Below are 25,260 nucleotides of genomic sequence, written 5' to 3'. Positions count from 1 at the left end.
CCGCACGAAGCAACCCACCCCACAGCCATGAGACCCCATGCAGCCTGAAAATCCACCCGCAACGGGTTTCGCCCCACGCGGCACGTCGTGGTACTACGCCACGCTGCAGCTACCGCCAGCGCAACGCCAGCCTCTGCTCGCGCTGCAAGCGTGGTGGCGGGCCGTGCGCAGCATTCCCCACGGCGTGACGGACGCTGGGGTGGCGGCTGCCAAGCTGGCCTGGTGGGAGGTGCAGATCGGTCAATGTCGGGATGGGCGGCCCGATCACCCCCTGCTGCTGACCTTGCAACCGGCACTGAAAGCGGCTGATGTGCCACCTGAACCCATGCTGCAGGCGCTGGCGCAGGTTGAGGAGGTGTTGCGGCAAAACCGCTGGCTGGACTGGCAGGGACTGCTGCGCCACCTCGGCGACGGACCCGGCCAGGTGGCCCGTGTCGCCTGCCTGCTCGCTGGGCAGAGCGCCCCCCCGGCGCTCGATTACGCGCAAGCGCTGGGCGCGGCCCTGGCCCAGGTGAACCTGGTGCGCGACGTCGGGCGCGACCTGCGCCGAGGCTGGATCTTCCTGCCTGTGGACGCCTTGGCCACGCATGAGGTGAAGGCACGCCAGTTGCTGGACGGTACGGATTCACCGCAAGTGCGCGCGCTGCTGCGCGACGCCGCCACACGCGCCCAGGCCGCGCTGGTGACGGCCGATGCGCTGCGCCCGAAGGGCATGGGCATGGCTGCTCGGCCCGCCGTGGCACTGTCCAGGATGGCGCATGCCTTGCTACGCGAAATGGAGCGCGAAGACTACGACCTGCTGGGGCGACGCATCGACCTCACGCCCACGCGCAAGCTGTGGTCGGCGTGGCGGGCGAAGTGGGCGGTGCGCTGAGATCAGCCTGGGTTGCATCGGGCTGCAACCCAGGCAGCAAGCCACGAATCAGGCCGCCCATCAGGCCGATCCCAAGTCAGGACGCTTCCAACTCGTTCTTGAGCTGGCGGTATTCGTCCAGTGCATCCGGGTTGGCCAGGGCGGTGAGGTTTTTCACCGGCTCGCCATGCACCAGATTGCGCACCGCCAGCTCCACAATCTTGTTGCTCTTGGTGCGGGGAATGTCGTGCACCTGCACCACGCGGGCGGGAACGTGGCGTGGCGTGGTGTTGTTGCGAATGGCCAGCTTGATGCGGTTGATGAGCGCCTCGTCCAACTCCAGGCCCTCGCGCAGCTTGACGAACAGCACCACGCGCACGTCGTTGTAGGTGCCGGGCGGCCAGTTCTGGCCGATGACCAGGGACTCCACCACCTCTGGCAGTTGCTCCACCTGGCGATAGATTTCCGCCGTGCCGATGCGCACCCCACCCGGGTTGAGCGTGGCGTCGGAGCGGCCATAGATGATGTAGCCATGGTGCGCCGTGCGCTCGATGTAGTCGCCGTGGTGCCACACCCCGGGCATGCGGGTGAAGTAGGCGTCCATGTATTTGCTGCGTCCCTTGTCCATGCTGCCGTCCACCAGGAAGCCCAGTGGCATGGTGGGAAAGGGCTGGGTGCAGACCAGCTCGCCCTTTTGCCCATCGGGCAGGGGCTTGCCGTCTTCGTCGAACACGGCCACGGCCATGCCCAAGGCGGCTGCCTGGATCTCGCCGCGCCACACCGGATGGGTCGGGGTGCCGAGGGTGAAGCAACTCACCAGATCGGTGCCGCCGGAAATGGAACTCAGGCAGACATTGCGCTTGATGCGCTGGTACACCGTGTCGAAACCCTCGGCCACCAGCGGCGAGCCGGTGGAAAACACGCTGCGCAAGGCGCTGAGCTGATGGGTTTTGATCGGCTCCAGCCCGGCCTTGTCCATGGCCTCGATGAACTTGGCCGACGTGCCGAAATGCGTCATGCCGACCGCGTCGGCATAGTCGAACAGGATGTTGCCGCCAGCCGCGAATGGCGAGCCGTCGTAGAGGCACAGCGTCGCGCTTTGCGTGAGGGCCGAGACCAGCCAGTTCCACATCATCCAGCCGCAAGTGGTGAAGTAGAAGACGCGGTCGCCGGTGTGCACATCGGCATGCAGGCGCATTTCGCTCAGGTGCTTGAGCAGCACGCCACCGGCACGGTGCACGATGCACTTGGGCACACCCGTGGTGCCGCTGGAATACAGGATATAGAGCGGGTGGTCGAAAGGCAGTTGCACGAAGCGCACCTCGCCGCCGGCAAAGGGCGCCAGTGCTTCGGCCCACAACCTGGCCTTGGGGATGGCGGCCAAGTCGGTGCGTGCGCCCAGCGCTTGGGCCACATAGGGCACGATGAGCACGGCTTGCAGGCTTTCCAGCCGGGGAACGGCCTCGGCCAGTTTGTCGCGCACGTCCACGGTCTTGCCGGCGTAGAAATAACCGTCGCAAGCCACCAGCACTTTCGGCTGCACTTGGCCGAAGCGGTCGATCAGGCCCTGAGCGCCGAAATCGGGCGAGGCCGAGGTGAACATCGCCCCCAGGCTGCTGGCCGCGAGCATGGTGATGATGGCTTCGGGCAGATTGGGCAGATAGGCCGCGACGCGGTCGCCCGGACCCACGCCCTGCGCCGCCAGCCATTGCTGCATGCGCGAGACTTCGGCATGCAGTTGCCGCCAGCTCAGTTCACGCCGCACCTTGTCTTCGCCCCAGAACAGGATGGCGGTGAGGTCGTCCTTGCGGCGCAGCAGGTTCTGCGCGAAATTGAGCCGGGCGTCGGGGAAGAAACGGGCGTCGGGCATGCTGTCGGCCGGCAGGTAAACCCGCTCGCCGCGATGCTCGGCTTTCACGTCGGAGCTATCCCAGACCGCGCCCCAGAAGTCGCCCAGGTTGTGGATGGACCATTGCCACAGGGCTTCGTAGTCCACCAGTTGCAGGCCGCGGCGCTGGTTGACGAACTGGCGAAACGCCGTGACATGCGCCGCGGCGATGCGTTCGGGGCTGGGCTGCCAGAGCGGCTGGTTTTGCTCGAGCGTGAGCGGTGCGTTCATGCTGTCTCCTCCAACAAGGGTTTCGCAGGCTTGGGCCCGCTGTTCATCAGCTCGCAATCAGCCGCCGCAGTTCCTCGGGCAGCGGCGCGCTTTTGCGCAGGGCATGGTCGATCCACACCGTCTTGGCGCCGCCGCTGGCGTAGAGCGTCGTGGCGTCGTCGGTGCGGCGCAGCTCATAGAAGGTGTCGAAGCTGCTGCGCCCGGGGTTGGCGACGAACATGCTGACCCGCACATCGCCCGGGTGGCGCAGTTCCTGGTGAAAATTGCAAAAGGCGTTGACGATGACCGGCCCCTGCCCTTGCGGCGCAGCGCCCATGTCCAGGCTGCTCAGCCAGTCCAGCCGGGCAATTTCCATGTAGCGGAAGTACACCGTGTTGTTGACATGGCCCATCGCGTCCATATCGCCCCAGCGTATGGGAACGACGATGTCGAAAACAGGCCGCTTGCGCTCGGGAAGATCGAGATGCATCGCTCGGTCGTGTCGGTCTCAGACGCCGAAGCCGTCGTCGGCGGCAATCACCGCGCCGTTGACGAAGTGGCTCTGGCCGCTGGCCAGCATCAACAGCACGCCGTCCAGGTCTTCGGGTTTGCCCACACGCTTGCGCGGCAGCATGTCGATGAGTTTCTGGCCGGCTTCGGTGGCCCAGTGGCCGTGGTTGATCTCGGTGTCGATGTAGCCGGGGCAGATGGCGTTGGTGTTGATGCCGTAGCGCCCCCACTCCAGCGCCATGGCCCGCGTCATGTGCACCACGGCGGCCTTGCTCATGGCGTACACGCCAATCTGCGGCAGCACGCGCAACCCGGCCATGGAAGCGATGTTGATGATGCGCCCGCCCGCCCAGGTGCCCGGCGCTGCTCCCTTGGAACGGGCGATCATGCGCTTGGCCACTTCCTGTGCGACGAAGAAGGCGCCGCGCGTGTTGGTGTCGAACATGCGGTCGTAATCGTCGGGCGAAATCTCGGTGAGCTTGCGCGCCACCGACATGCCCGAGTTGTTGACCAGAATGTCGATATTGCCCATCTCGGTCTCGGCATGGGCCACGGCCGCGCCGATGCTGCCGGTGTCGGTCACGTCCAGCTTCACCACATGGGCGTCGCCGCCCTCGGCCTCGATGTGGGCACGCAACTCCTTCAGCCGCTCGGTGCGCCGCCCCGCCAAGACCACGCCGGCGCCAGCTTGCGCCAGCACGCGGGCAAACTGCCAGCCAAGGCCGCTGGAGGCGCCGGTCACCAGCGCCACGCGGCCGGATAAGTCGATGGAATATGCCATGTCTCTCTTCTGTGGATGTTCTGTGAATGTTCTGTGAATGTTCTGTCAACGGGCAGGCCTGAACCGCACTTGCGGCGCCGGCCACGGCATGCAGCCATAGTACGAGCGATGCCGCGTCGCAACAACGCCGCGATGCTGCCCAGCGCCCGCGCAGCGTGCGGGCATGGCGCCCGCAACCCCCAGGCAGACGGTCTTTGCCGATAATGTCGATATGTCCGAGCGAACCATTCCCATCGTCGATCACCGCTACGCCTCCAGCGTGCCGGCCGTTCCCGCGCACTCCCACGCGCCCGGTGCGCTGCTGGCCGACAAGTTGGGCCGGCCGCTGCACGATCTGCGCATCTCCATCACCGATCGCTGCAATTTCCGCTGCACCTATTGCATGCCGAAAGAGGCGTTCGACGCGCATTACGAATTCCTGCGCCACGCCGATCTGCTGCGCTTCGAGGAAATCGAGCGCCTGGCGCGCGTGTTCGTCAGCTTGGGCGTGCGCAAACTGCGCATCACCGGCGGTGAGCCGCTGCTGCGCAAGGGCGTGGAGGACCTGGTGGCCATGCTCGCCGCCATCCGCACGCCGGACGGCGAGCCGGTGGAACTGACCATGACCACCAACGCCTCCATCCTCGCGCGCAAGGCCGAAGCACTGGCGCGGGCCGGTTTGCACCGCGTGACCGTGAGCCTGGACGCCATTGACGACGCCGTCTTCCGCCGCATGAACGATATGGACTTCCCGCTGCAAACCGTGCTGGAAGGCATCGCCGCGGCGCAGACCGCCGGACTGCGTCCGGTGAAGGTGAACATGGTGGTGCAGCGCGGTGTGAACGACGACCAGATTCTGCCCATGATCGAGCATTTCCGCGGCAGCGGCGTGGTGCTGCGCTTCATCGAATTCATGGACGTGGGCAACACCAACGGCTGGCGCATGGATCAGGTCCTGCCCTCGGCCGAGTTGCTGGCGCGCATTGCCCAGCGCCACCCGCTGCACGCGCTCGACCCCACCGTGCTGGGCGAAACCGCCGAGCGCTGGCTGCTGGACGACGGCAGCCTTGAAATTGGCGCCATCTCCAGCGTCACCCGGGCCTTTTGCCACGACTGCAACCGCGCCCGCTTGTCGATGGAAGGCAAGCTCTACCTTTGCCTCTTCGCCAGCCACGGCCACGACCTGCGCGCCCTGCTGCGCGGCGACCCGCAACAAGGCATACAACAGGCGAGCGACGCCGACTTGCAGGCCGCCATCGCCCAGGTGTGGAGCCGGCGTGACGACCGCTATTCCGAGTTGCGCGGCAGCGCTGCGGCCCGGACCCAGCGCGCCGAGCGCCGGGTGGAGATGTCGTATATCGGCGGTTGATTGCGCCGTGGCGCCGGCGTGCCTCGTCTTGACGTTCGTGAAATCCCGCCCGCCAGGCGAACCCCATGCACCCACCCGCAACCTGAGTCCACCATGCCTGAAACCCTTGCACCGGATGCCATCACCGGCCTCATTCTTGCTGGCGGGCGTGGCTCACGCATGGGTGGCAACGACAAGGGCCTGCAACCCTTTCGCGGCCTGCCACTGGCCATGCACGCGCTGCTGCGGCTGCAGGCCCAGGTGTGCATGGTGATGATCAACGCCAACCGCAATCTTGCCGCCTACGAGGCTTTCGGCGTGCCGGTCTGGCCCGACGCCGACCCGCTGGCCTATGCCGGACCACTGGCCGGCTTCGCCACGGGGTTGACGCATTGCGACACCCACTGGCTGCTCACCGTGCCCTGCGACAGCCCGCTGTTCCCGCTCGACCTGGCTCAGCGCCTGGGGCAAGGCGCGGTTGACGCATCGGCCGAGGTGGCGATGGCACGTGTGGGCGGACGCACCCAGCCCGTGTTCTGCCTGCTGCGCGCCGATCTGCTGGAAAGCCTGACGTGTTTTCTCGATGGCGGCGGCAGCAAGATCGACGCCTGGACCGCCACCCTGCACACCGTGGAAGTCGATTTCGACCATCCCGGCGATTTCGAGAACGTCAATTCCCTGCCCGAACTGCGCGCGCTGGAACAGGCCGCTCCCTCCCCGGCCCCAACCGTCCGCTAAAGCCACGCCATGCCAGCTTCCTCCAGCGCCGTGCCTCCCCCCGATCTCGCCCAGGTCGTCAGTTGCGTCAGCGGCTACGACCCCAAGGCCCTGCCGGTGGACAAGGTGCAGGAAGTCATCCGCCGTTTCGTGCAGCCCGTGCGCGTGGCCGAGCGCGTGGACCTGCGCGCCGCGTTCGGCCGGGTGCTGGCCGAAGACGTCATCGCGCCGATGGACGTTCCCGCCCACAACAACTCCGGCATGGACGGCTACGCCTTGCGCTCCGGCGACCTCGGCGCCGATGGCGCAGCAACCTTGCGCATCGCCGGCACCGGTCTGGCCGGGCATGAGTTCAGCGGCGACGTTGCCGCGGGAAGCTGCCTGCGCATCATGACCGGCGCCGTGCTGCCCGCCGGCTGCGACACCGTCGTGCCGCAAGAGTTCTGCCGCGTCGAGGGCGGACAGGTCCACATCCCCGCCGGCGTGCTCAAACGCGGCGACAACGCCCGCATGCGCGGCGAAGACCTGCGCGCCGGCCAGCCCGCGCTGCTGGCCGGCAAGCTCCTGCGTCCGGCCGACATCGGGCTCATCGCCTCGCTCGGCCAAGCCGAGGTCATGGTGTGGCGCCGTCTGCGCGTGGCCTTTCTGTCCAGTGGCGACGAACTGCGCTCCATCGGCCAGCCGCTGAGTGAGGGCTGCGTCTACGACAGTAACCGCTACACCCTCTGGGCCATGCTGCAGCGCCTGGGCTGCGACGTGCTCGACCTCGGCGTGGTGCGCGACGACCCCGCGCTGCTCGAGGCCGCGCTGCGCCAGGCCTGCGAAAACGCCGACGCCGTCATCACCTCCGGCGGCGTCAGCGTCGGCGAGGCCGACCACCTGCGCAGCGTCATGGCCGCGCTCGGGGACGTGGCGTTCTGGCGCATCGCCATGCGCCCCGGCCGCCCGATGGCCTTCGGCAGCATCGCCAGCCACGGCCGCCGTGCCGTGCTGTTCGGCCTGCCCGGCAACCCCGTGGCGGTGATGGTCACGTTCTACGCCTTCGTCCGCGACGCCCTGCTGCACATGATGGGCGCGCCCATCAAGCCCCTGCCCTTGCTGCCGGTCGCGGCACAAACCACCCTGCGCAAACGCCCCGGCCGCACCGAATACCAGCGCGCCGTGCTCACCCCCCTGCCTGACCAACCCGGCCGCTACAGCGCCCGCACCACCGGCGACCAGGGCTCCGGCATCCTGCGCTCCATGAGCGAGGCCGACGGCTTCATCGTCCTGCACCACGAACAAGGCAGCGTGCAGGCGGGGGAGATGGTGGATTTTTTGCCGTTCGAAGGGCTGGTCTAGGGCCTCTCAAAAAATCTTGTTGATCAAGTCCTCGCCCAGGCCGATGCCGGCGCCCATTTCCATGGCTTGGCCGAAGCCGGAGCCGAGAAAACCGCTGAGGGCCCCCATCAGCCCGCCGCCTGCGGGCCGGCCGTAGGCGGGGGCCATGGCGCCCTGGCCCATGCCTTGGGGCATGTAGCCGGGCTGGGACGCGGCGGACATGGGCTGCAGTTGGTTTTGCTGGTTCTGCCACATGGCATGGATGGCTTGCAACAACTGGTTCATCTGCTGTTGCTGGGCCTGCACGGCCAGAGCGACTTCACGCAGGTCGAGCAGCCATTCGCGGGCGTCGGTGTTGCCGCCTTGCGCGGCGGTTTGCAGCTTGCCGGCCAGTGCCTGCAGTTCCTGCGCAATGGTCTGGTCCTGAGCTTGAAGTTGCTGGTAGTTCTGGTCGATGGTTTGGAGATCCATGGTGCTTGCGTTTCGTTTCGGTGATGGAAGGATGCAGGGATTGTGGTGCCGGATGGGTGCACGACAAGGCATGGGCGGGGTAAGGAAAGGTAAAACCGGCGGCGAGAGTTTGCCGCGATGCCGCCGGGGGGATGCCACGACAGCCGCGAATGAGGGATGCCGGCGCGGCCGGCCGCGGCCTAAGATGCCCTGCGATCCGAACCCCGCGAGGCGCTGCCCTCGTCGCATCCGCTTTCAAGGAAACGCAGGGCAGCCCCAAGTTTCCTTGACCCCCACGGGGGGCGGGTCGGCGCGCCGACCCTGGGGCACTCACACTCATCAACATCAGCTCAAAGCGAAAGGCCCTGGCGCGCATGTGTGGCATTGCAGGCATTCTGGATTGGCGGCATGCGCCCGACCCGGCCGAGGTGCGTGCCATGACGCAACGCCTGCATCACCGTGGCCCGGATGCGAGCGGCATCCACCATGAAGGCCCGATTGCGCTGGGGCATGCGCGCCTGAGCATCATCGACCTCGAAGGCGGCGTGCAGCCCATGGCGAATGCCGAACGCCATCTGTGGCTCACGTTCAACGGCGAAATCTTCAACCATGTGGAACTGCGGCGCAGCCTGCAAGCGCGTGGCCACCGCTTCGCCACGCGCTCGGACACCGAAGTCATTCTTCACGCCTATGTGGAATATGGCGACGCCTGCGTCGAGCACCTGAACGGCCAGTTCGCTTTCGCGCTGTGGGATGCCCGCCGCCAACGTCTGCTGCTGGCGCGCGACCGCGTGGGCATACGCCCGCTGTTTTTCACACAGCTTGGTGGACCCATGGGTGGCCGCTTCGCCTTTGCCTCGGAGGTGAAGGCGCTGTTCGCGCTGCCGGAGGTGCCGCGCAGGCTTGACGTCCAGGCGCTGGGCGAAATTTTCACCACCTGGGCGCCGCTGTCGCCGCATGCGGTGTTCGCCGGCGTGCAGAGTTTGGGGCCGGGCGAGTGCATGGCGGTGGACGCGCAGGGCTCGCGTACCTGGCGTTACTGGGACTGGAGCTTTCCAGCGCAAGGCGCTGAATCTGCCGAGCCCTACGCCCATGCGGACGAAGCCGCGGAGGCGCTGCGCGAGTTGCTGATCGACTGCGTGCGCCTGCAACTGCGCGCCGACGTGCCGGTGGGCGCCTACCTCAGCGGCGGGCTGGATTCGTCGGTCATCACCACCCTCATCCACCACCACACCAGCACCCCGCTGCGCACCTTTTCGCTCACCTTCGACGACGCCGAGTTCGACGAGAGCGCCGAGCAGCGCCTGCTGGTGGGCCACCTGCGCTGCGAGCACAGCACCCTGCACTGCACCCGGGCTGACATTGCCGCAGCTTTTCCGCTGGCCGTATTCCATGCCGAATCGCCCATCCTGCGCACCGCGCCGGCACCGCTGATGCTGCTGGCCGGGCATGTGCGCGACAGCGGCTACAAAGTGGTGCTCACCGGCGAAGGCGCGGACGAAGTGTTCGGCGGCTACGACTTGTTCAAGGAGGCGCGGGTGCGGCGCTTCATGGCGCGGCAGCCGCAGTCCGCCTGGCGCGGCGCGCTGCTGGACCGGCTCTATCCCTATCTGCAGCATTCCCCCGCGGCCGGCCGCGCGCTGGCGCAGCGTTTTTTTGCCGATGGCGCCGAACATCTGGGCCGGCCCGGCTTCGGCCACCTGCCCCGCTGGACCACGACGCAGCGCACCTGGCAGTTTTTCTCGCCCGCCGTGCGCACCGAACTGGGCGACTGGAACGCGCTGCAAGCCATCGCCAGCCAGGTGCCGCCCGAGTTCGCGCACTGGCAGGCGCTGCAGCAAGACCAGTACATCGAGGCCCACACCCTGATGAGCGGCTACCTGCTGTGCTCGCAGGGCGACCGCATGGCCATGGCGCATTCCATCGAGGGCCGTTTTCCGTTTCTGGACCACCGCCTCATCGCCTTCGCCAACCGGCTGCCGCCGCGCTACAAGCTCATGGGCCTGACCGAGAAATGGCTGCTCAAACGCGCCATGCGCGGCCTGCTGCCCGAGACCCTGCGCACCCGCACCAAGCAACCCTACCGCGCCCCCGACAGCCAGAGTTTTTTCGAGCAAGGCAAGCCGGTGGATTACGCCGCCGAACTGATGAGCCCGGGCGCCATTGCCGATGCCGGCTATTTCGACCCCGCTGCGGTGAGCAAGCTGTTCGCCAAATGCCAGGCCGGGCGGGCCATCGGCTTTGCCGACAACATGGCTTTCGTCGGCGTGCTGTCCACGATGCTGCTGCATCAACAGTTTTTTGCCCCGCCATCACCCACCCCGCAAGCGCGGGAGGCCCGGCTGGCGGCCTTCCCGTAAGCTCGTTTGCGTTCTGTCTCGCGCACTCAAACATCTCACTCACGGCACGACCGGGTTCCCCTTTCCTCATCACTGTTTCAGCCCCGCCCAAACCGTGCTGCTCCACGACTTTTTCGCCACCACCGCAGTTCGCCTTCCCGCCAAAACCGCGCTCGTGCGTGAAGGCCGGCGCAGCAGCTATGCCGACATCGCCGCGCAGGCCGAGGCACTGGCACTCAGCCTGCACCAGCACGGCATTCGTCGCGGCGACCGCGTGGCGCTGTTTCTCGACAACTCCGAAGAGATGGTCGCAGCCGTGTTCGCGGTGCTGCAAGTGGGCGCGGTGTTCATGCCGGTCAACACCCTGACCAAGGCCGACAAGCTGGCCTACATGTTGAACGACGCCCAAGCCAGCGGCCTGGTGACGCAAACCGCGCTGGCCAGCGTTGCACGCGAAGCCCTGGCGCACGCGCCCAGCGTGCACCGCTGCTGGATGGTGGGCGACGAAACGCCAAGCGGCGAAGCAAACGGCACCATCGGCCACGCCGCGCGCCTGCCCTACCCCGCGCCACGGCCTTCGAACACATCGTTGCCCAAGCTGGACGCTGCTGTGATCGACCAAGACCTGGCCGCCATCATCTACACCTCCGGCTCCACCGGCCACCCCAAGGGCGTGATGCTCACGCACCTGAACATGGTGACGGCGCAACAGTCCGTGAGCCAGTACCTCGGCCTGCGCGAGGACGACATCATCGCCTGCGCCCTGCCGCTGGCGTTCGACTACGGGCTCTACCAGGTGCTGATGGCGTTCAAGCTTGGTGCCACCGTGGTGCTGGAACGCTCGTTCACCTATCCGGTGAAGGTGTTGCAGACCATGGCGCACGAAGGCGTCACGGTGTTCCCCGGCGTACCCACCATGTTCGCGCTGCTCACCGCGCTGGACAACATGGCCGACTTCGACCTCTCCCGCCTGCGCCTGATCACCAACACCGCCGCCGCCTTGCCGGAGGCGCATATCCGCCGCATTCGCGCGCTGTTCCCGCAAGCCACGCTGTACTCCATGTATGGCCTGACCGAATGCAAGCGCGTCACATATCTGCCGCCCGATCAGCTCGACATTCGCCCCACCAGCGTGGGGCGTGGCATGCCTAATGAAGAAGTTTGGCTAGTGGATGAGGCCGGACACTGCCTGCCCAACGGCAGCACCGGCGAGCTGGTCATACGCGGCAGCCATGTCATGCGCGGCTACTGGAACAAGCCTGCTGAGACCGCCGAGCGCCTGCGGCCCGGGCCGCTTGCGGGTGAGATGGTGCTGTACTCGGGCGACGTGTTTCGCACCGACGCCGAGGGCTGGCTGTACTTCGTTGGCCGCAAGGACGACATCATCAAAAGTCGTGGCGAGAAGGTCAGCCCGCGTGAGGTGGAAAACGTGCTGCACGAGTTGCCGGGCGTGCTGGAAGTGGCCGTGGTCGGGGTGGACGACACCCTGCTCGGCCAGGCGGTGAAGGCCTTCATCGTGCTGGCGCCGGGGCGCGCCTACACCGAGCGCGACATCATCAAGCACTGCCATGCACGGCTGGAAAACTTCATGGTGCCAAAATGGGTGGAGTTCGCCGCCAGCCTGCCCCGCACCGATACCGGCAAGATCAGAAAAACGGGGATGCGCTGAGACCGATCCCCGTTTCTCCAGGCCAAAAAATCAACACAGAGAACACCATGTCCGATACCAAGTACCAGGTTCGACGCTACATCGACGACAACTTCATCATGGGTTCGGACGGCACACCGTTCACCGACGCCGATTCCCTGCTCGACCTGCACATCGTCGACTCCACCGGCATCCTCGAACTCATCCTGTTCCTGGAAGAGACGTTCGGCATCCAGGTGCTGGACGCCGAGATGGTGCCCGAGAACCTCGACAGCCTGAACGCCATCGAGGCCTATGTGCAGCGCAAGCACCAGACCAAGGTCGCGGCGTGAGCGCAACAACCCAAGCTGCCACGGCGCCAAACCCCGCGGTGCTGCTGACCCCCGCCGTGTTCGCGCTCGACTGCGCGGCCGAGGTCGAACGCATCGGCCAGCATCTGCGCACCAGCCTGGCGGCCATGCGCAAGCGCGGCGTGGTGCTGGGCCTGTCGGGCGGGGTGGACAGCTCCGTCTGCGCGGCCTTGGCGGTGCACGCGCTGGGACCGGAGAAGGTGCAGGGCCTGCTCATGCCGGAGCAGGACTCCAGCCCCGACAGCGCCGATCTGGGCGCAGCCGTCGCAACCCAGCTCGGCCTGCGCTGCGCCACCGAGAACATTGCCCCCACGCTCGCTGCCATCGGGTGCTACCGCTGGCGCGACGACGCCATCCGCACCCTGTTCCCTGATTACGACGACGCCTGGAAAAGCAAGATCGCGATTGCCGGTGGCTCGGCCGGCAAGGTGCATTTCTTCGACCTCGTCGTGCAGGCGCCCAACGGCCCGGAGCAGCGCGCGCGCCTGCCGCTGCGCGAGTATCTGCAAATCGTCGCGGCCACCAGCTTCAAGCAGCGCATCCGTAAAACCGTGGAATATTTTCATGCCGACCGGCTGAACTACGCCGTGCTGGGCACGCCCAACCGGCTGGAATACGACCAGGGCTTTTTCGTCAAGAACGGCGACGGCGCGGCCGACATCAAACCCATCGCCCATCTCTACAAAACCCAGGTCTACGCCCTCGCCCGCCACCTCGGCCTGCCAGCGGCCGTGTGCCATGCCGCCCCCACCACCGACACCTACAGCCTGCCCCAGGGCCAGGACGAGTTCTACTTCACCCTACCCCATGCGCACATGGACCTGGCGCTGTGGGCCCACAACCATCGACGTCCTGCCGCCGAACTCGCCGCGGCCCTCGGCTTGAGCGAGGAGCGCGCTGCGGGCATCTACACCGAAATCGAAGCCAAGCGCCGTGGCACCCGCTATCTGCACCTGCGCCCGCAACTGGTGGAAGCGGTGGCGGAGGTCTGCCCCGAGGATGCGCCTTGAACACGAGGCAACTCCCCACCGCCACCGGCCCGGCGAACCATCGCCATGACGCTGTCCTGCTTGGCGCGGACTACGCCGAGCGCTGGCATCACCTCGAACAAGCCTTGTCCACCCTGCCCGACAAGCCCGAGGAAACGCCCAACTCCTGCCTGCGCGCGCTGTGGCACATGGCCGGCGGTTCCGCCTTGTCCGTTGCGGCAGCGCACGACCAAGCCCTGCCTGCGCTGGACGCCGCGCAACTGGCTGCACTTGACGCGCTGATTGCCCGCCGCCTGCAAGGCGTGCCTGTGGCTTACCTCACCGGCCGCCAGCGTTTCATGGGTCTGGATTTGCTCGCCGGGCCCGAGGCGCTGATTCCGCGCCGCGAGACCGAAATGCTCGGCGTTGCAGCGCTCGCCAAGTTGCGCGAGATGGCGCCATGGCGCGATGCGGCGCAAGTCATCGATGTGTGTTGCGGCTCGGGCAATCTGGCCTTGGCGCTGGCTGCGGCTGAGCCCATGGCGACCGTCCATGGCGCCGATCTCTCGGCCGAGGCCATCGCGCTGGCTGGCAGGAATGTGGCGCTGCAGGAACTGGGGGAACGCGTCGCGCTGCATACCGGCGACCTGCTGGCCCCGTTCCATGCCCCGGAGTTTCAAGGCCACATCGACTTGATCGTGTCCGCCCCACCCTATATCTCCACCGCCAAGCTCGACGCCATGCCGGCGGAAATCATCGGCCACGAACCGGCCCTGGCTTTCGACGGCGGTCCGTTCGGCGTGAACATTCTGATGCGCCTGATGCGCGAATCTCCGGCGCTGCTGCGCGCCGGCGGCTGGCTGGGCATCGAAGTCGGCCTGGGGCAAGGCCCGGCGATGCAGCAGATGCTGCGCAAGAACGCCAGCTTCGACGCGGTGGAAACCGTGTGTGACGCCAGTGGCCAGATTCGCGTGCTGCTCGCAAGGAAGCGCGACATGGCCGCGGCCAACGCCAACGATCGTGGCTAGCGCGCCCGAGCAAGCCAGCTACCGGGTCGAGCCTGCCGATCTCGACAAAGACGCAGCGCAGATCGTCGCCCTCTGGTCGTTCAATCTCGGCCATGCCGAGCGCAGGCAAGCCAAGCTCGACTGGTTCTACCGCAACAATCCGGCGGGCGTCCCTCAGGTCTTGTTGCTCAAGCATGGGCAGAGCGTGGAGCCCATCGGCACCGTCGGTCTGGGCGCCCGCATCCTGCGCTGCGGGCCGCATTCGGTGCGGGCCGGGCTCATGGCGGACTTCGCCGTGAACACCCAGCATCGCACCCTGTTCCCGGCACTGACCCTCCAACGCGCGGTGCTGGAGCAGGGCCTGGCAAGGCATGAACTGCTGTACGGCTTCCCCAATGCCAAGTCCCTGCCCGTGGTCAAACGCGCCGGCTTCGACGTTGCCGGCGGCCTGAGCCGCTATGTGCGCGTGCTGCACACGCAGGACTATTTGCCGAATTGGCTTCCGAGATGGCTGCGGCGCAGCCTCGGTGGCGTGCTGGATATCGCCTTGCGACTGCGCCACGGGCTGCTGCCCAGGCTGCTGCTGCGGGAGCATTTGCAGGCTGCGTGGCTGGATCAAGCCGACGCGCGTTTCGACAGCTTGTGGGCCGAGCAGCAGGTGGGCAACGCAGGGGTCATCGGCGTGCGCGACCGCGCCTTTCTCAACTGGCGCTTCCGTTCCACCGCGCTGCATCGCTACCGCATTTTCACCATCGGCAGGGCAGCGTCCGAGCGCCCCCGGAAGTCCGCAAGCGGAGTTGCGCCAGCAGCTCCGAGGACATTTGGAATCGATCCGACGCTTCCCGGCGGCAGGTTGCTCGGCTATGCCGTGTGCGAAGCCGATGGCGCATCGCTGCATGTGCGCGACTTGCTCGCGGCAAACCCAGCGTCGCAACATCTCCCGGTCTTGCTGCGCATGCTCATGCGTGACGCGCGCCGGCAAGGCTATCGCAGCGTCTCGCTGGAATTCATGGGGCCGGCGGAACTGGTCACGCTCTTGCTGCGCGCCGGGTTACGCGAGCGCGAACATCGATCCCAGCCCTTGATTCTCGCCATGACCGCGCCCATGCGCGCCGTCATGCAGGGCCGCCCCTGGTATCTCACCCGGGCCGACGTCGACGCCTGACATCGACGCCCGGGCAGAAGACGGCAGCAGGCTATTCCTTGGCGTGGTTGATCGAATATTTGGGGATCTCGATGGTCACGTCCTGATCGCTCAGGATGGCCTGGCAGGACAGGCGCGAGGTGGGCTCCAGGCCCCAGGCACGGTCCAGCAGATCGTCCTCGCTCTCGTCGGTTTCGCCCAGCGAGGCATAGCCCTGGCGCACGATGACGTGGCAGGTGGTGCAGGCGCAGGACATTTCACAGGCATGCTCGATGGGAATGCCATGCTCCAGCAAGGCTTCGCACACGGATGTGCCACGCCCGGCCTCGACCTTGGCGCCTTGCGGGCAGTATTCGTGATGCGGCAGGATGGTGATGATGGGCATGGTCTCAACGCTCGGAAGGGTTCGCCGCCGTCGCAGACGGCGTGGCGTCTGCCAGGCTGGCGACGCTGCGTCCAGTCAACGCCGCGCGAATGCTGCGGTTCATGCGCAGTGCGGCAAAGGGTTCGGTGATGCGCGCCAGGTGTTCGGTGGCGGCGCGGATGGCGAGATGGTCGTCGCCGCGTGCGACCTGCGCCAAGGCGGCCATGGCCGCGTGAATGCGGTCGCGCTCATCGGCACCCAGCAAATCGGCGTCGGCCTGCATCGCGTTGCGGGTCGCGTCGAGCATGCGCTCGGCGTCCACCCGCTCCTCGTGCAGCACGCGCTGCGCGGCATCGAGATCGGCCGCGGCGAAGCTGGCTTGCAGCATGTCGGCAATCTGCGTGTCGCTCAAACCGTAGCTGGGTTTGACGTCCACCTGCGCCTGCACGCCGGTACTCTGCTCGCGCGCGCTCACCTCCAGCAGGCCGTCGGCGTCCACTTGAAACGTGACGAGAATGCGCGCGGCGCCGGCCGTCATCGGTGGAATGCCGCGCAGTTCGAAGCGCGCCAGCGAGCGGCAATCGGCCACCAGTTCGCGCTCGCCCTGCACCACATGGATGGACATGGCCGTCTGCCCGTCCCTGAAGGTGGTGAACTCCTGCGCCCGCGCGGTGGGGATGGTGGTGTTGCGCGGAATGATGCGCTCCACCAGCCCGCCCATGGTTTCCAGCCCCAGCGACAGCGGAATGACGTCGAGCAGCAGTGGATCGTCGTCACTGTGATTGCCGGCCAGCGCGTGCGCTTGGCGCGCGGCGCCGATGGCCACGATCTCGTCGGGATTCAGGTTGACCAGAGGCTCGCGGCCGAAATAGCGCCGCACGGCATCGCGCACCACCGGCATGCGGGTGGAACCGCCCACGAGCACGATGCCGGCAATGTCCTCCGGCGCGATCTGCGCGTCGGCCAGCACCTGCGCCAGCAAAGTGACGGTGCGTTGCGTGAGCGCCTGCGTGCAACTGGCGAATGCCTCCTGGCTGACGGTCTGGTCGATGTGCTGGCCCGGCCGGAGTTCGGCCTGCACCCGCACCATGTCCTGGCTGCTCAGCAACTCCTTGGCGCTGCGTGCGGCTTGCAGCAAGGCGCTGCGCGCCCTGGCTTCCAGTTCTCCCAGGCCGGCGTGCTGCGCCAAGGCGAACGCGAACAGGCGGTCGTAGTCGTCGCCGCCCAGCGCGGTATCGCCGCCGGTGGCCATGACCTCGAACACGCCCTGGGTCAGGCGCAACACCGACACATCGAAAGTCCCGCCGCCGAGGTCGTACACGGCGTATACGCCTTCGGCCGCCTGGTCGAGGCCATAGGCCACGGCAGCGGCGGTGGGCTCGTTGATCAAGCGCAGCACGTTCAGCCCGGCGACGCGGGCGGCGTCTTTCGTCGCCTGGCGCTGGGCGTCGTCGAAATACGCCGGAACGGTGATGACTGCACCCACCAGCTCGCTGCCCAGTGCCGTCTCGGCACGCTGCTTCAGCACCCGCAGAATGTCGGCCGAGACATCGACCGGCGTCTTCAGGCCTTGCGCGGTGCGCATCGCCACGACCCCTGGCTGCTCGGCAAACCGGTAGGGCAGATGCAGCTCCGTGCCGAGGTCGGCGAGGCTGCGGCCCATCAAGCGCTTGGCCGAAACGATGGTGTTGTGCGGATCGTCGACCTTCGCAGCCAGCGCGTCCCAGCCGACGATGGGCTCATCCTGCGGCAGGTAGCGCACCGCCGAAGGCAACAACACCCGGCCTTGTGCGTCGGGCAGGCATTCCGCCACGCCACTGCGCACGACGGCGACGAGCGAATGCGTGGTGCCGAGGTCGATACCGACCGCCACGCGGAGCTGGTGCGGGTCGGGTGACTGACCGGGTTCGGAGATGTGGAGCAGAGCCATGCGGCGAAGAGTGCGTTGGAACGCACGGTTGATGGCAGCGCTCAGGCTGCCGGATGGGCGGGATGGGCAGGGTGTGGAGCTTGGCTGGCGGCGCGCATGGCGAACGGACCGAGGTCTTGCCGGAACCTGTCGATGAACATGAGCACGCGCACCTGCTCGGCCGCCTCAAGCGCAGCCCGCGCCTGTTCGTCTTGCGAGGTGCCGTCCAGCAGCACGGTGAGTTGCGCCAGGGCCTGGCTGCGAGCCTGCTCGACCGTTTGCAGCAGGTCACGGATGGCCGCGGCATCGCCGGCATCGCGCGCTTCGTCGAGCGCTTCGCGCCACTGCATCTGCTGCATCAGGAATGCCGTGGGCATCGCCGTGTTGCGCTCGGCATGGATGGCGGCACCGCGCAGCCCACACAGATAAGCGGCGCGCAACTGCGGATCTTTCAGCGTGCGGTAGGCCGTGTTCACCTGGGTAGACCATTGCATGGCCAGGCGTTTCTCCGCAGCAGATGCGCCGGCAAAACGGTCGGGATGCACGGCGGCCTGGATCTGGCGCCAGGCCTGGGTCAAGGCCGCGCCATCGAGCGCGAAGCGCTGCGGCAGGCCGAAGAGGGTGAAGTGATCTTGGGTGAAATCGGCGTGGCCTTGCGCCTGGGGCATTGCAGCAGTGGGCATGCGTGAGTCTGGATGCGAGGCCGTGGATGCAAGGACGGGTCAAACCCGGAAGGATTCGCCGCAACCGCAACGATCGCGCTCGTTGGGGTTGTTGAACTTGAAGCCTTGCTGCAGACCTTCGCGCACGAAGTCGAGTTCGGTCCCATCGAGATAACTCAGGCTCTTGGTGTCGATCAACACCTTGACGCCATGGCTCTCGAACACCTGATCGTCCGAGGTGACGGCATCGGCATATTCCAGCTTGTACGCCAGGCCGGAACAGCCGGTGGTCTTGACCCCCAGACGCACGCCCACGCCCTTGCCGCGCTGAACCAGGTAGTTCTGCACATGCTTGGCGGCTTTTTCGCTCAGCGTGATCGACATGTCATTTCTCCGTTCAAAGCGCGCTCAGGCAAGCTCGGCTCGTGCAGGCTCTGCGGAACCTGTCGCAGACGCATGGCCCAGGCGCGATTGGTAATCTTTCACCGCCGCCTTGATGGCATCTTCGGCCAGGATGGAGCAGTGGATTTTCACCGGCGGCAGGGCCAGTTCCTCGGCAATTTGCGTGTTGCGAATTTGCATGGCGTCGTCCAGCGTCTTGCCCTTCACCCATTCGGTGACGAGCGAGGAGGAGGCGATGGCCGAGCCGCAACCGTAAGTCTTGAAGCGGGCGTCTTCGATGATGCCCTCGGCGTTGACCCTGATTTGCAGCTTCATCACGTCGCCGCAAGCCGGCGCGCCCACCATGCCGGTGCCCACCGTAGGGTCGTCCTTGGCAAAGGAGCCGACGTTGCGCGGATTCTCGTAATGCTCGATGACTTTATCGCTGTAGGCCATGATGGTCTCCTGATGGCGGGCTGCGCCTTAGTGCGCCGCCCATTGAATGGTGCTGATGTCAATGCCGTCCTGGTGCATCTCCCACAGGGGAGAAAGCTCGCGCAGTTTGGCCACCTTCTCGTGCAGAATTTTCACGGCGTAGTCGATGTCTTCTTGCGTGGTGAAGCGGCCGATGGTCATGCGCAGCGAAGAGTGCGCCAGTTCGTCGCTGCGGCCCAGCGCCCGCAGCACATAAGAGGGTTCCAGACTGGCCGAAGTACAAGCCGAGCCGCTGGACACCGCAATGCCCTTGATCGCCATGATGAGCGACTCGCCTTCGACGAAGTTGAAACTGGCGTTGACGTTGTGCGGCACGCGGTGCTCGAGGTTGCCGTTGAAGTAGACCTCTTCGATGTCTTTCAGTCCGTTCAACAAGCGATTCTGCAACATGCGGATGCGCTCGATCTCGGTGCCCATTTCCAGCTTGGCGATGCGATAAGCCTCGCCCATGCCGACGATCTGGTGCGTGGGCAGCGTGCCGGAGCGCATGCCGCGCTCGTGCCCGCCGCCGTGCATTTGCGCCTCGATGCGCACCCGCGGCTTGCGCCGCACGAACAGCGCGCCGATGCCCTTGGGGCCGTAGGTCTTGTGCGAGGCCAGGCTCATCAGGTCGATGGGCCAGTTCTTCAGGTCGATGGTCACCTTGCCCGTGGCCTGCGCTGCGTCCACATGGAGAATGATGCCGCGTTCGCGGCAAATGGCGCCGATCGCCTGCACGTCCTGGATGACGCCGATTTCGTTGTTCACCAACAGCACCGAGGCCAGGATGGTGTCCGGCCGCAGCGCCGCCTTGAAGCGCTCCAGGTCGAGCATGCCGTCGGGCTGCACGTCGAGGTAGGTGACCTCGAAGCCCTGGCGTTCGAGTTCGCGGCAGGTGTCGAGCGTGGCCTTGTGCTCGGTCTTCAGGGTGACGATGTGCTTGCCCCGCCCCTGGTAGAAATGCGCCGCGCCCTTCAGCGCCAAGTTGATGGACTCGGTTGCGCCCGAGGTCCAAACCAGTTCCTTGGCGTCGCAGTTGACGAGGTCTGCAACTTGGGCGCGCGCTTTTTCCACCGCGGCTTCAGCCTCCCAGCCCCAGGCGTGGCTGCGCGACGCCGGATTGCCGAAGTGCTCGCGCAGCCACGGAATCATGGCATCGACAACACGCGGATCGACCGGCGTGGTGGCGCCGTAATCCATGTAGATGGGAAAGTGGGGAGTGGTGGACATGGGTTGGCTCGTTGAAAAGTGAGTGACCCAGGCGCTTGGCCCGGTTCGGCCTCAGGTCATGGTCTGGGCGAGATTGAACACGGAATTCGCTGCCCGCACCTTCACCGGCTTGTTTGTCGGCATGGGCGATACGGGTTTGCGCACGACCGCCACTTCTTCGATGGTCACGCCTTGCGCCAGATTTTGGTCAACCATGGTTTTCAGGTTCACCGAATCGAGAAACTCGACCATGCGGGTGTTCAGCGCCGCCCACAGATCGTGGGTCATGCAACGGCCTTCGCCATCTTCGCCCTGGCAATTTTCCTTGCCGCCGCACTGCGTGGCATCCAGCGGCTCGTCCACGGCAATGATGACGTCGGCAATGCTGATTTCTTCGGGCTTGCGTGCCAGGCTGTAACCACCGCCGGGGCCGCGAACCGACTCGACCAGTTCGTGCCGGCGCAGCTTGCCGAACAGTTGTTCGAGATAGGAGAGGGAGATATGTTGGCGCTGGCTGATGCTGGCCAGGGTCACGGGCCCGAGATGCTGACGCATGGCCACGTCGATCATGGCCGTCACCGCAAATCGCCCTTTTGTCGTCAGTCGCATGGTGAATCTCCAAGTGTGTGAGCGGATGGCCGCCGCAGTCGCCAAGCCGACTGCCACGCATCGCCTCTCAAGTCTGCCGCCGGTCGACCCTCGGGGAAAATCCCTATCGGGCAAGGCCACCGCAAGCGGGGGTCTAGGGGCGCTCAATACCTGACGAATTCAGTAGGATTCTAGCAGAACCCCAAGCGAATCCGTCAACTACTAGGACTTTTTGTCTAGGACAAAATTCCATGAGCGGCCTTATACGCCAAACTCTTGCATAGGGTCAGAGTCAGCACCAAAGCCCCAAGTTCCACTCGGGAATAGAGGTTTTCGCAAGCTGCTGTTTTGAATGCAATTTTTTATGCCCTGCCATGGCCGCGGACCGATCCAGGGTTTCCAAGGGTGCCGCATGCTGTGCCAGAGTCCAAGCCACCTAAAACTGTGAAAGCAATTTTCGACGAGAATCAGGAACAATCAACCTGAAATTTCGATGAGACTGACACTCCGGCAACTCGACGTGATGGTGGCCATTGCCCGCAGCGGCAGTACCACCGAGGCTGGCAAACAGCTGGCGCTGTCGCAATCGGCCGTGAGCGCAGCGCTGGCTGAGCTGGAATCCCAACTCGGCACCCGTGTGTTCGACCGGGTCGGCAAACGCGTGGTGCTGAACGATTGCGGACGCCTGCTGCTGCCCCGGGCGCTGGCGCTCCTGGACCAGGTACGTGAGGTGGAAACCTTGTTCGCCGATGGCGCCGCGGCGCTGCGCGTGAGCGCCAGCACCACCATCGGCAACTACCTGATGCCGGTGGTGCTGGGCACGTATCAGCGGCATTGGCCTCTGGCCCAGATCCAGCTCGAGGTGCGCAACACGCAAGACGTGATTCAAGCTGTGGCTGATTATCAAGTGGACATCGGCTTCATCGAAGGCGCCTGCCGCCACGACGAGCTTGAAATTCATCCCTGGCTCAGCGATGAGCTGGGGGTGGTGGCAGCGCCGGGGCATCCCCTCGCCCAGGGGCCGGTCGCGCTGGAACAGCTGGCGGCTGCGCGCTGGATACTGCGCGAGCCGGGCTCGGGCACGCGCGAAACGGTGGAAGCGCTGCTGCTGCCGCACCTGCGACGTTTCGGTTCCACCATGCACCTGGGCAACTCCGAAGCCATCAAGCATGCCGTGGCGGAGGAACTCGGCGTGAGCTGCCTGCCGCTGCGCGTGGTCCATGACCTGCTCGTCGCGGGACGCCTGGTGCGCGTGGCCACACCCCTGCCCACGCTGGAGCGCACGCTCTGCCGCATTCAGCCCAAGCGCAAGGTCTTCTCCCCGCCCTTGCAGCGCTTCATCGACCATTGCAGCGCCTGGCGCGAAGCCACGGCGTGAAGTCCCGCAGCACTTGCCGCAATCCGCGGCAAGTGCCAGAAGCGTCTGGCCGCTCCACAAGCGCCGCAACCGCGGCGTGCCGGCGCAGAAACGCTATTGATCTGCGCGCGCGCCAGTGAACGCGCGCCTGCCCGCGCGCCTCCAGCCGCTGGGCATTGCATGCCTTGCGATTCATCGAGCTTTTCTCCGTGCGCCCCGGATCCCGGGGGTAATCCCCTGCAGATTGCGTCAGTTACATCCATATACTTCGCGCTACAAATTCCAACAGCGCGCGGGCGGCACTCCGTTTGCCACGACCGAGGGGCGCGTTTCAAGACAAGGAGACTCTGTGAATCAACTGCTTTCCCTTTCCCGGCTGATCGACTGGATCAACGACAAATTCGGCAAACTCACCTGGGGCCTGGTGTTCGCTTCGGTGTTCATCAGCGCCGGCAACGCTGTCGTGCGCAAGCTCTTCGACTACAGCTCCAACGCCTGGCTCGAAATCCAGTGGTATCTGTTCGCCGGAGTCTTCCTCCTCGGTGCGGCTTATACCTTCCTGCACAACGAGCATGTACGCATCGATGTGCTCTCCAGCCGTCTCTCCAAGCGCGGGCAGACCTGGATCGACATCCTCGGCATCGTCTTCTTCCTGCTGCCGTTTTGCTTCGAGGTGGTACGGCTGTCGCTGCCCGTGGTCGGCAACGCCATGGCTTCGGGAGAAATGTCGTCCAACGCCGGCGGCTTGATGCGCTGGCCGGTATTTGTGCTGCTGCCCATTGGCTTCACCCTGCTGGCGCTGCAAGGCCTGTCGGAGTTGATCAAGCGTGTCGCCTTCCTCATGGGTCTTGCCCCCGACCCCACCTTGCGCAAAGGCGAGAAGACGGCCGAAGAAGAACTTGCCGCATTCATGCTCGAGCAGACCGCACGTGAAGAAGCGGCAGCTGGCAAAAAGGCCTGAGGGGACGACATGGACTTCATCATCGCCAATATCGCGCCGATCATGTTCGGCGCCCTCGTCGTCTTCCTGCTCATCGGCTTTCCGGTGGCCTTCAGCCTGGCAGCCTGCGGCCTGCTGTTCGGCTTCATCGGCGTCGAACTCGGCCTCATGCCGCAGGCGCTGCTGGAAGCCATTCCGCTGCGCATCATCGGCATCATGCAGAACGACACGCTGCTGGCCATTCCCTTCTTCACGCTCATGGGGTTGATCCTCGAACGCAGCGGCATGGCCGAGGACTTGCTCGACACCATCGGCCAGCTGTTCGGACCCATTCGCGGCGGTCTGGCTTACGCGGTCATTCTCGTGGGCGCCATGTTGGCCGCCACCACCGGCGTGGTCGCGGCATCGGTCATTTCCATGGGGCTGATTTCGCTGCCCATCATGCTGCGCTACGGCTACGATCGGCGCGTGGCCAGCGGCGTCATCGCCGCTTCGGGCACGCTGGCGCAGATCATTCCACCCTCGCTGGTGCTCATCGTCATGGCCGACCAGCTCGGCAAATCAGTGGGCGATATGTACAAGGGCGCTTTCGTCCCAGGCTTCATCCTCACCGGCCTCTACATCGTCTATATCTTCGCCGTGACCATGGTGAAGCCACATCTGGCGCCCGCCCTGCCACCCGAGGCCCGCACCATCCGCGAGCCCGACGGCACATCCGGCCTGCGTTCGCTTTCGCTGCTGTTCATCGCCTGTCTGGGCGTGGGCTTCGGCTGGGCGCACTACTACGACACCTTCCTCACCTGGCGCGACAAGACGCCGACCACCGCGCCGCTGGACGAGACCATCGTCGTCTCCTTGTCGGTGGCCGTGCTGTTCGCCCTGGTTCTGGCCCTGTTCAACAAGGGCCTGCGCCTGAGCCTGCTGTCGCGCATGGCGGAGAAGGTCACCTTCGTCCTGATACCGCCGCTGCTGCTGATTTTCCTGGTGCTGGGCACCATTTTTCTTGGCATCGCCACGCCCACCGAGGGCGGCGCGATGGGGGCGATGGGCGCGCTCATCATGGCCCTCGTACGGCGCAGGCTGGACTTCAAACTGTTCGGCCAGGCGCTCAACACCACGGCCAAGCTGTCCACCTTCGTGATGTTCATCCTGATTGGCTCCACCGTGTTCAACCTCGTGTTCCAGGGGCTGGACGGGCGGGTCTGGGTCGAACACCTGCTGACCAATCTTCCTGGCGGTCAGCTCGGCTTCCTCATCGTGGTGAACATCCTGATCTTCGTGCTGGCGTTCTTCCTCGACTTTTTCGAGTTGTCCTTCATCATCATCCCGCTCATCGGGCCGGTGGCCGACAAACTGGGCATCGACCTCATCTGGTTCGGCGTGCTGCTGGCAGTGAATATGCAGACCTCGTTCATGCACCCGCCGTTCGGCTTCGCGCTGTTCTACCTGCGCAGCGTCGCACCGAAAGACGATTACACCGACAAGGAGACGAAAAAACGCATCGCCCGTGTCACCACGGGGCAAATCTACTGGGGCGCCGTGCCCTTCGTGCTGATCCAGATCGTGATGGTCGCGCTGGTCATCGGCTTCCCCGGCCTCGTCACGGGTTCGCTGGGTCGTCACGACAAAATTGACCTGGACAAGGTCAACATCGTGGTTCCGGCGAACGACCAGAGCTACACCACCGAGGCGCCGCCGAATTTCGGAACCTCGAATGCGGCACCGGGTCGCGATGGCGCATCCCAGCCAGCGGCAGCGGCATCGGGTGCCACTGGGGACGCCGGCAACGCCGAAGCCGACGACATCATGAAGGCTTTGCAAGCGCCCGTGCAAGGCGCTTCCGCTGCCAAGCCTTGACCTGCAA

The 25,260-nt window shown here is 65.7% G+C and carries 24 protein-coding genes; 13 read left to right on the top strand and 11 right to left on the bottom strand.

Going from position 1 to position 25,260, the window contains the following annotated elements; genetic code table 11:
- Window positions 1-37: 37 nt before the first annotated feature.
- On the top strand, window positions 38-874 hold the full coding sequence (locus THIX_RS09585; RefSeq protein WP_112486064.1) for a squalene/phytoene synthase family protein: 837 nt from the start codon (window positions 38-40) through the stop codon (window positions 872-874).
- Window positions 875-950: 76 nt separating this feature from the next.
- Here the strand turns inward: THIX_RS09585 and THIX_RS09580 are convergent, their stop codons facing one another.
- From THIX_RS09580 to THIX_RS09570, 3 genes are read right to left on the bottom strand one after another with little or no spacing between them, the layout of a single operon-like run.
- Window positions 951-2,972 carry an acetoacetate--CoA ligase gene (locus THIX_RS09580; protein ID WP_112486063.1) on the bottom strand — a complete coding sequence of 674 codons (2,022 nt, stop codon included), beginning with the start codon at window positions 2,970-2,972 and terminating at the stop codon, window positions 951-953.
- 46 nt (window positions 2,973-3,018) lie between these two features.
- Window positions 3,019-3,441, bottom strand: coding sequence for a thioesterase family protein (locus tag THIX_RS09575; RefSeq protein WP_112486062.1), 423 nt, complete (start codon window positions 3,439-3,441; stop codon window positions 3,019-3,021).
- Between the two features lie 18 nt (window positions 3,442-3,459).
- Window positions 3,460-4,242, bottom strand: a complete 783-nt coding sequence (locus THIX_RS09570; RefSeq protein ID WP_112486061.1) for an SDR family oxidoreductase — start codon at window positions 4,240-4,242, stop codon at window positions 3,460-3,462.
- A 211-nt stretch (window positions 4,243-4,453) separates the two neighbouring features.
- Between THIX_RS09570 and moaA the strand changes: the two genes are divergently transcribed.
- The 3 genes from moaA (at window position 4,454) to glp (ending at window position 7,627) form a co-directional block, all read left to right on the top strand.
- Window positions 4,454-5,590, top strand: a complete 1,137-nt coding sequence (moaA, locus tag THIX_RS09565; RefSeq protein ID WP_112486060.1) for a GTP 3',8-cyclase MoaA — start codon at window positions 4,454-4,456, stop codon at window positions 5,588-5,590.
- Between the two features lie 93 nt (window positions 5,591-5,683).
- Window positions 5,684-6,307 carry a molybdenum cofactor guanylyltransferase MobA gene (mobA, locus tag THIX_RS09560; protein WP_112486059.1) on the top strand — a complete coding sequence of 208 codons (624 nt, stop codon included), beginning with the start codon at window positions 5,684-5,686 and terminating at the stop codon, window positions 6,305-6,307.
- Window positions 6,308-6,316: 9 nt separating this feature from the next.
- On the top strand, window positions 6,317-7,627 hold the full coding sequence (gene glp, locus THIX_RS09555; RefSeq protein WP_112486058.1) for a gephyrin-like molybdotransferase Glp: 1,311 nt from the start codon (window positions 6,317-6,319) through the stop codon (window positions 7,625-7,627).
- 6 nt (window positions 7,628-7,633) lie between these two features.
- Here glp and THIX_RS09550 read toward each other — a convergent pair whose 3' ends face one another.
- Complete coding sequence (locus tag THIX_RS09550; protein ID WP_112486057.1) at window positions 7,634-8,077, bottom strand: hypothetical protein; 444 nt, start codon at window positions 8,075-8,077, stop codon at window positions 7,634-7,636.
- A 353-nt stretch (window positions 8,078-8,430) separates the two neighbouring features.
- Here THIX_RS09550 and asnB point away from each other — a divergent pair, with 353 nt between their 5' ends.
- From asnB to THIX_RS09520, 6 genes are all read left to right on the top strand, one after another.
- Window positions 8,431-10,416: an asparagine synthase (glutamine-hydrolyzing) gene (asnB, locus tag THIX_RS09545; protein ID WP_112486056.1), complete on the top strand. Its 1,986-nt coding sequence runs from the start codon at window positions 8,431-8,433 to the stop codon at window positions 10,414-10,416.
- 94 nt (window positions 10,417-10,510) lie between these two features.
- A complete protein-coding gene (locus tag THIX_RS09540) occupies window positions 10,511-12,064 on the top strand; it encodes a class I adenylate-forming enzyme family protein (protein ID WP_112486055.1) in 1,554 nt (517 codons plus the stop codon).
- 47 nt (window positions 12,065-12,111) lie between these two features.
- Window positions 12,112-12,375, top strand: a complete 264-nt coding sequence (locus THIX_RS09535; RefSeq protein ID WP_112486054.1) for an acyl carrier protein — start codon at window positions 12,112-12,114, stop codon at window positions 12,373-12,375.
- A complete protein-coding gene (gene nadE, locus THIX_RS09530; protein ID WP_199195263.1) occupies window positions 12,372-13,403 on the top strand; it encodes an NAD(+) synthase in 1,032 nt (343 codons plus the stop codon). The genes THIX_RS09535 and nadE overlap by 4 nt, the downstream gene beginning before the upstream one ends.
- Window positions 13,400-14,389, top strand: coding sequence for a peptide chain release factor N(5)-glutamine methyltransferase (gene prmC, locus THIX_RS09525; RefSeq protein WP_233224489.1), 990 nt, complete (start codon window positions 13,400-13,402; stop codon window positions 14,387-14,389). The genes nadE and prmC overlap by 4 nt, the downstream gene beginning before the upstream one ends.
- Complete coding sequence (locus THIX_RS09520) at window positions 14,382-15,533, top strand: GNAT family N-acetyltransferase (protein ID WP_112486053.1); 1,152 nt, start codon at window positions 14,382-14,384, stop codon at window positions 15,531-15,533. The genes prmC and THIX_RS09520 overlap by 8 nt, the downstream gene beginning before the upstream one ends.
- A gap of 31 nt (window positions 15,534-15,564) precedes the next feature.
- On the opposite strand, the gene fdx is transcribed toward THIX_RS09520, so the two are convergent.
- From fdx to iscR, 7 genes are read right to left on the bottom strand one after another with little or no spacing between them, the layout of a single operon-like run.
- On the bottom strand, window positions 15,565-15,897 hold the full coding sequence (gene fdx, locus THIX_RS09515) for an ISC system 2Fe-2S type ferredoxin (RefSeq protein ID WP_112486052.1): 333 nt from the start codon (window positions 15,895-15,897) through the stop codon (window positions 15,565-15,567).
- Window positions 15,898-15,901: 4 nt separating this feature from the next.
- Entirely contained in the window at window positions 15,902-17,806 is a 1,905-nt protein-coding gene (gene hscA, locus THIX_RS09510) for a Fe-S protein assembly chaperone HscA (protein WP_112486051.1), read from the bottom strand.
- Window positions 17,807-17,847: 41 nt separating this feature from the next.
- Complete coding sequence (gene hscB, locus THIX_RS09505) at window positions 17,848-18,468, bottom strand: Fe-S protein assembly co-chaperone HscB (RefSeq protein ID WP_233224488.1); 621 nt, start codon at window positions 18,466-18,468, stop codon at window positions 17,848-17,850.
- A gap of 39 nt (window positions 18,469-18,507) precedes the next feature.
- Window positions 18,508-18,831: an iron-sulfur cluster assembly protein IscA gene (gene iscA, locus THIX_RS09500; RefSeq protein ID WP_112486049.1), complete on the bottom strand. Its 324-nt coding sequence runs from the start codon at window positions 18,829-18,831 to the stop codon at window positions 18,508-18,510.
- 24 nt (window positions 18,832-18,855) lie between these two features.
- Complete coding sequence (gene iscU, locus THIX_RS09495) at window positions 18,856-19,284, bottom strand: Fe-S cluster assembly scaffold IscU (protein WP_112486048.1); 429 nt, start codon at window positions 19,282-19,284, stop codon at window positions 18,856-18,858.
- A gap of 27 nt (window positions 19,285-19,311) precedes the next feature.
- Window positions 19,312-20,532 carry an IscS subfamily cysteine desulfurase gene (locus THIX_RS09490; protein WP_112486047.1) on the bottom strand — a complete coding sequence of 407 codons (1,221 nt, stop codon included), beginning with the start codon at window positions 20,530-20,532 and terminating at the stop codon, window positions 19,312-19,314.
- A gap of 51 nt (window positions 20,533-20,583) precedes the next feature.
- Window positions 20,584-21,120 (bottom strand): Fe-S cluster assembly transcriptional regulator IscR, encoded by a 537-nt coding sequence (gene iscR, locus THIX_RS09485; protein ID WP_112486046.1) that lies wholly within the window; start codon window positions 21,118-21,120, stop codon window positions 20,584-20,586.
- Between the two features lie 472 nt (window positions 21,121-21,592).
- Between iscR and THIX_RS09480 the strand changes: the two genes are divergently transcribed.
- The 3 genes from THIX_RS09480 (at window position 21,593) to THIX_RS09470 (ending at window position 25,253) form a co-directional block, all read left to right on the top strand.
- Complete coding sequence (locus THIX_RS09480; protein WP_112486045.1) at window positions 21,593-22,477, top strand: LysR family transcriptional regulator; 885 nt, start codon at window positions 21,593-21,595, stop codon at window positions 22,475-22,477.
- Window positions 22,478-22,805: 328 nt separating this feature from the next.
- The gene (locus tag THIX_RS09475; protein ID WP_112486044.1) at window positions 22,806-23,417 is read left to right on the top strand and encodes a TRAP transporter small permease subunit; all 612 of its coding nucleotides are present in this window, start codon (window positions 22,806-22,808) and stop codon (window positions 23,415-23,417) included.
- Window positions 23,418-23,426: 9 nt separating this feature from the next.
- Window positions 23,427-25,253 carry a TRAP transporter large permease subunit gene (locus THIX_RS09470; RefSeq protein ID WP_112486043.1) on the top strand — a complete coding sequence of 609 codons (1,827 nt, stop codon included), beginning with the start codon at window positions 23,427-23,429 and terminating at the stop codon, window positions 25,251-25,253.
- Window positions 25,254-25,260: the final 7 nt, after the last annotated feature.

Source organism: Thiomonas sp. X19 (genome assembly GCF_900089495.1).
Taxonomy (GTDB): domain Bacteria; phylum Pseudomonadota; class Gammaproteobacteria; order Burkholderiales; family Burkholderiaceae_C; genus Thiomonas_A.
The sequence above is the reverse complement of the archived record's forward strand: the minus strand, read 5'-3'. Positions and strand labels throughout refer to the sequence as shown.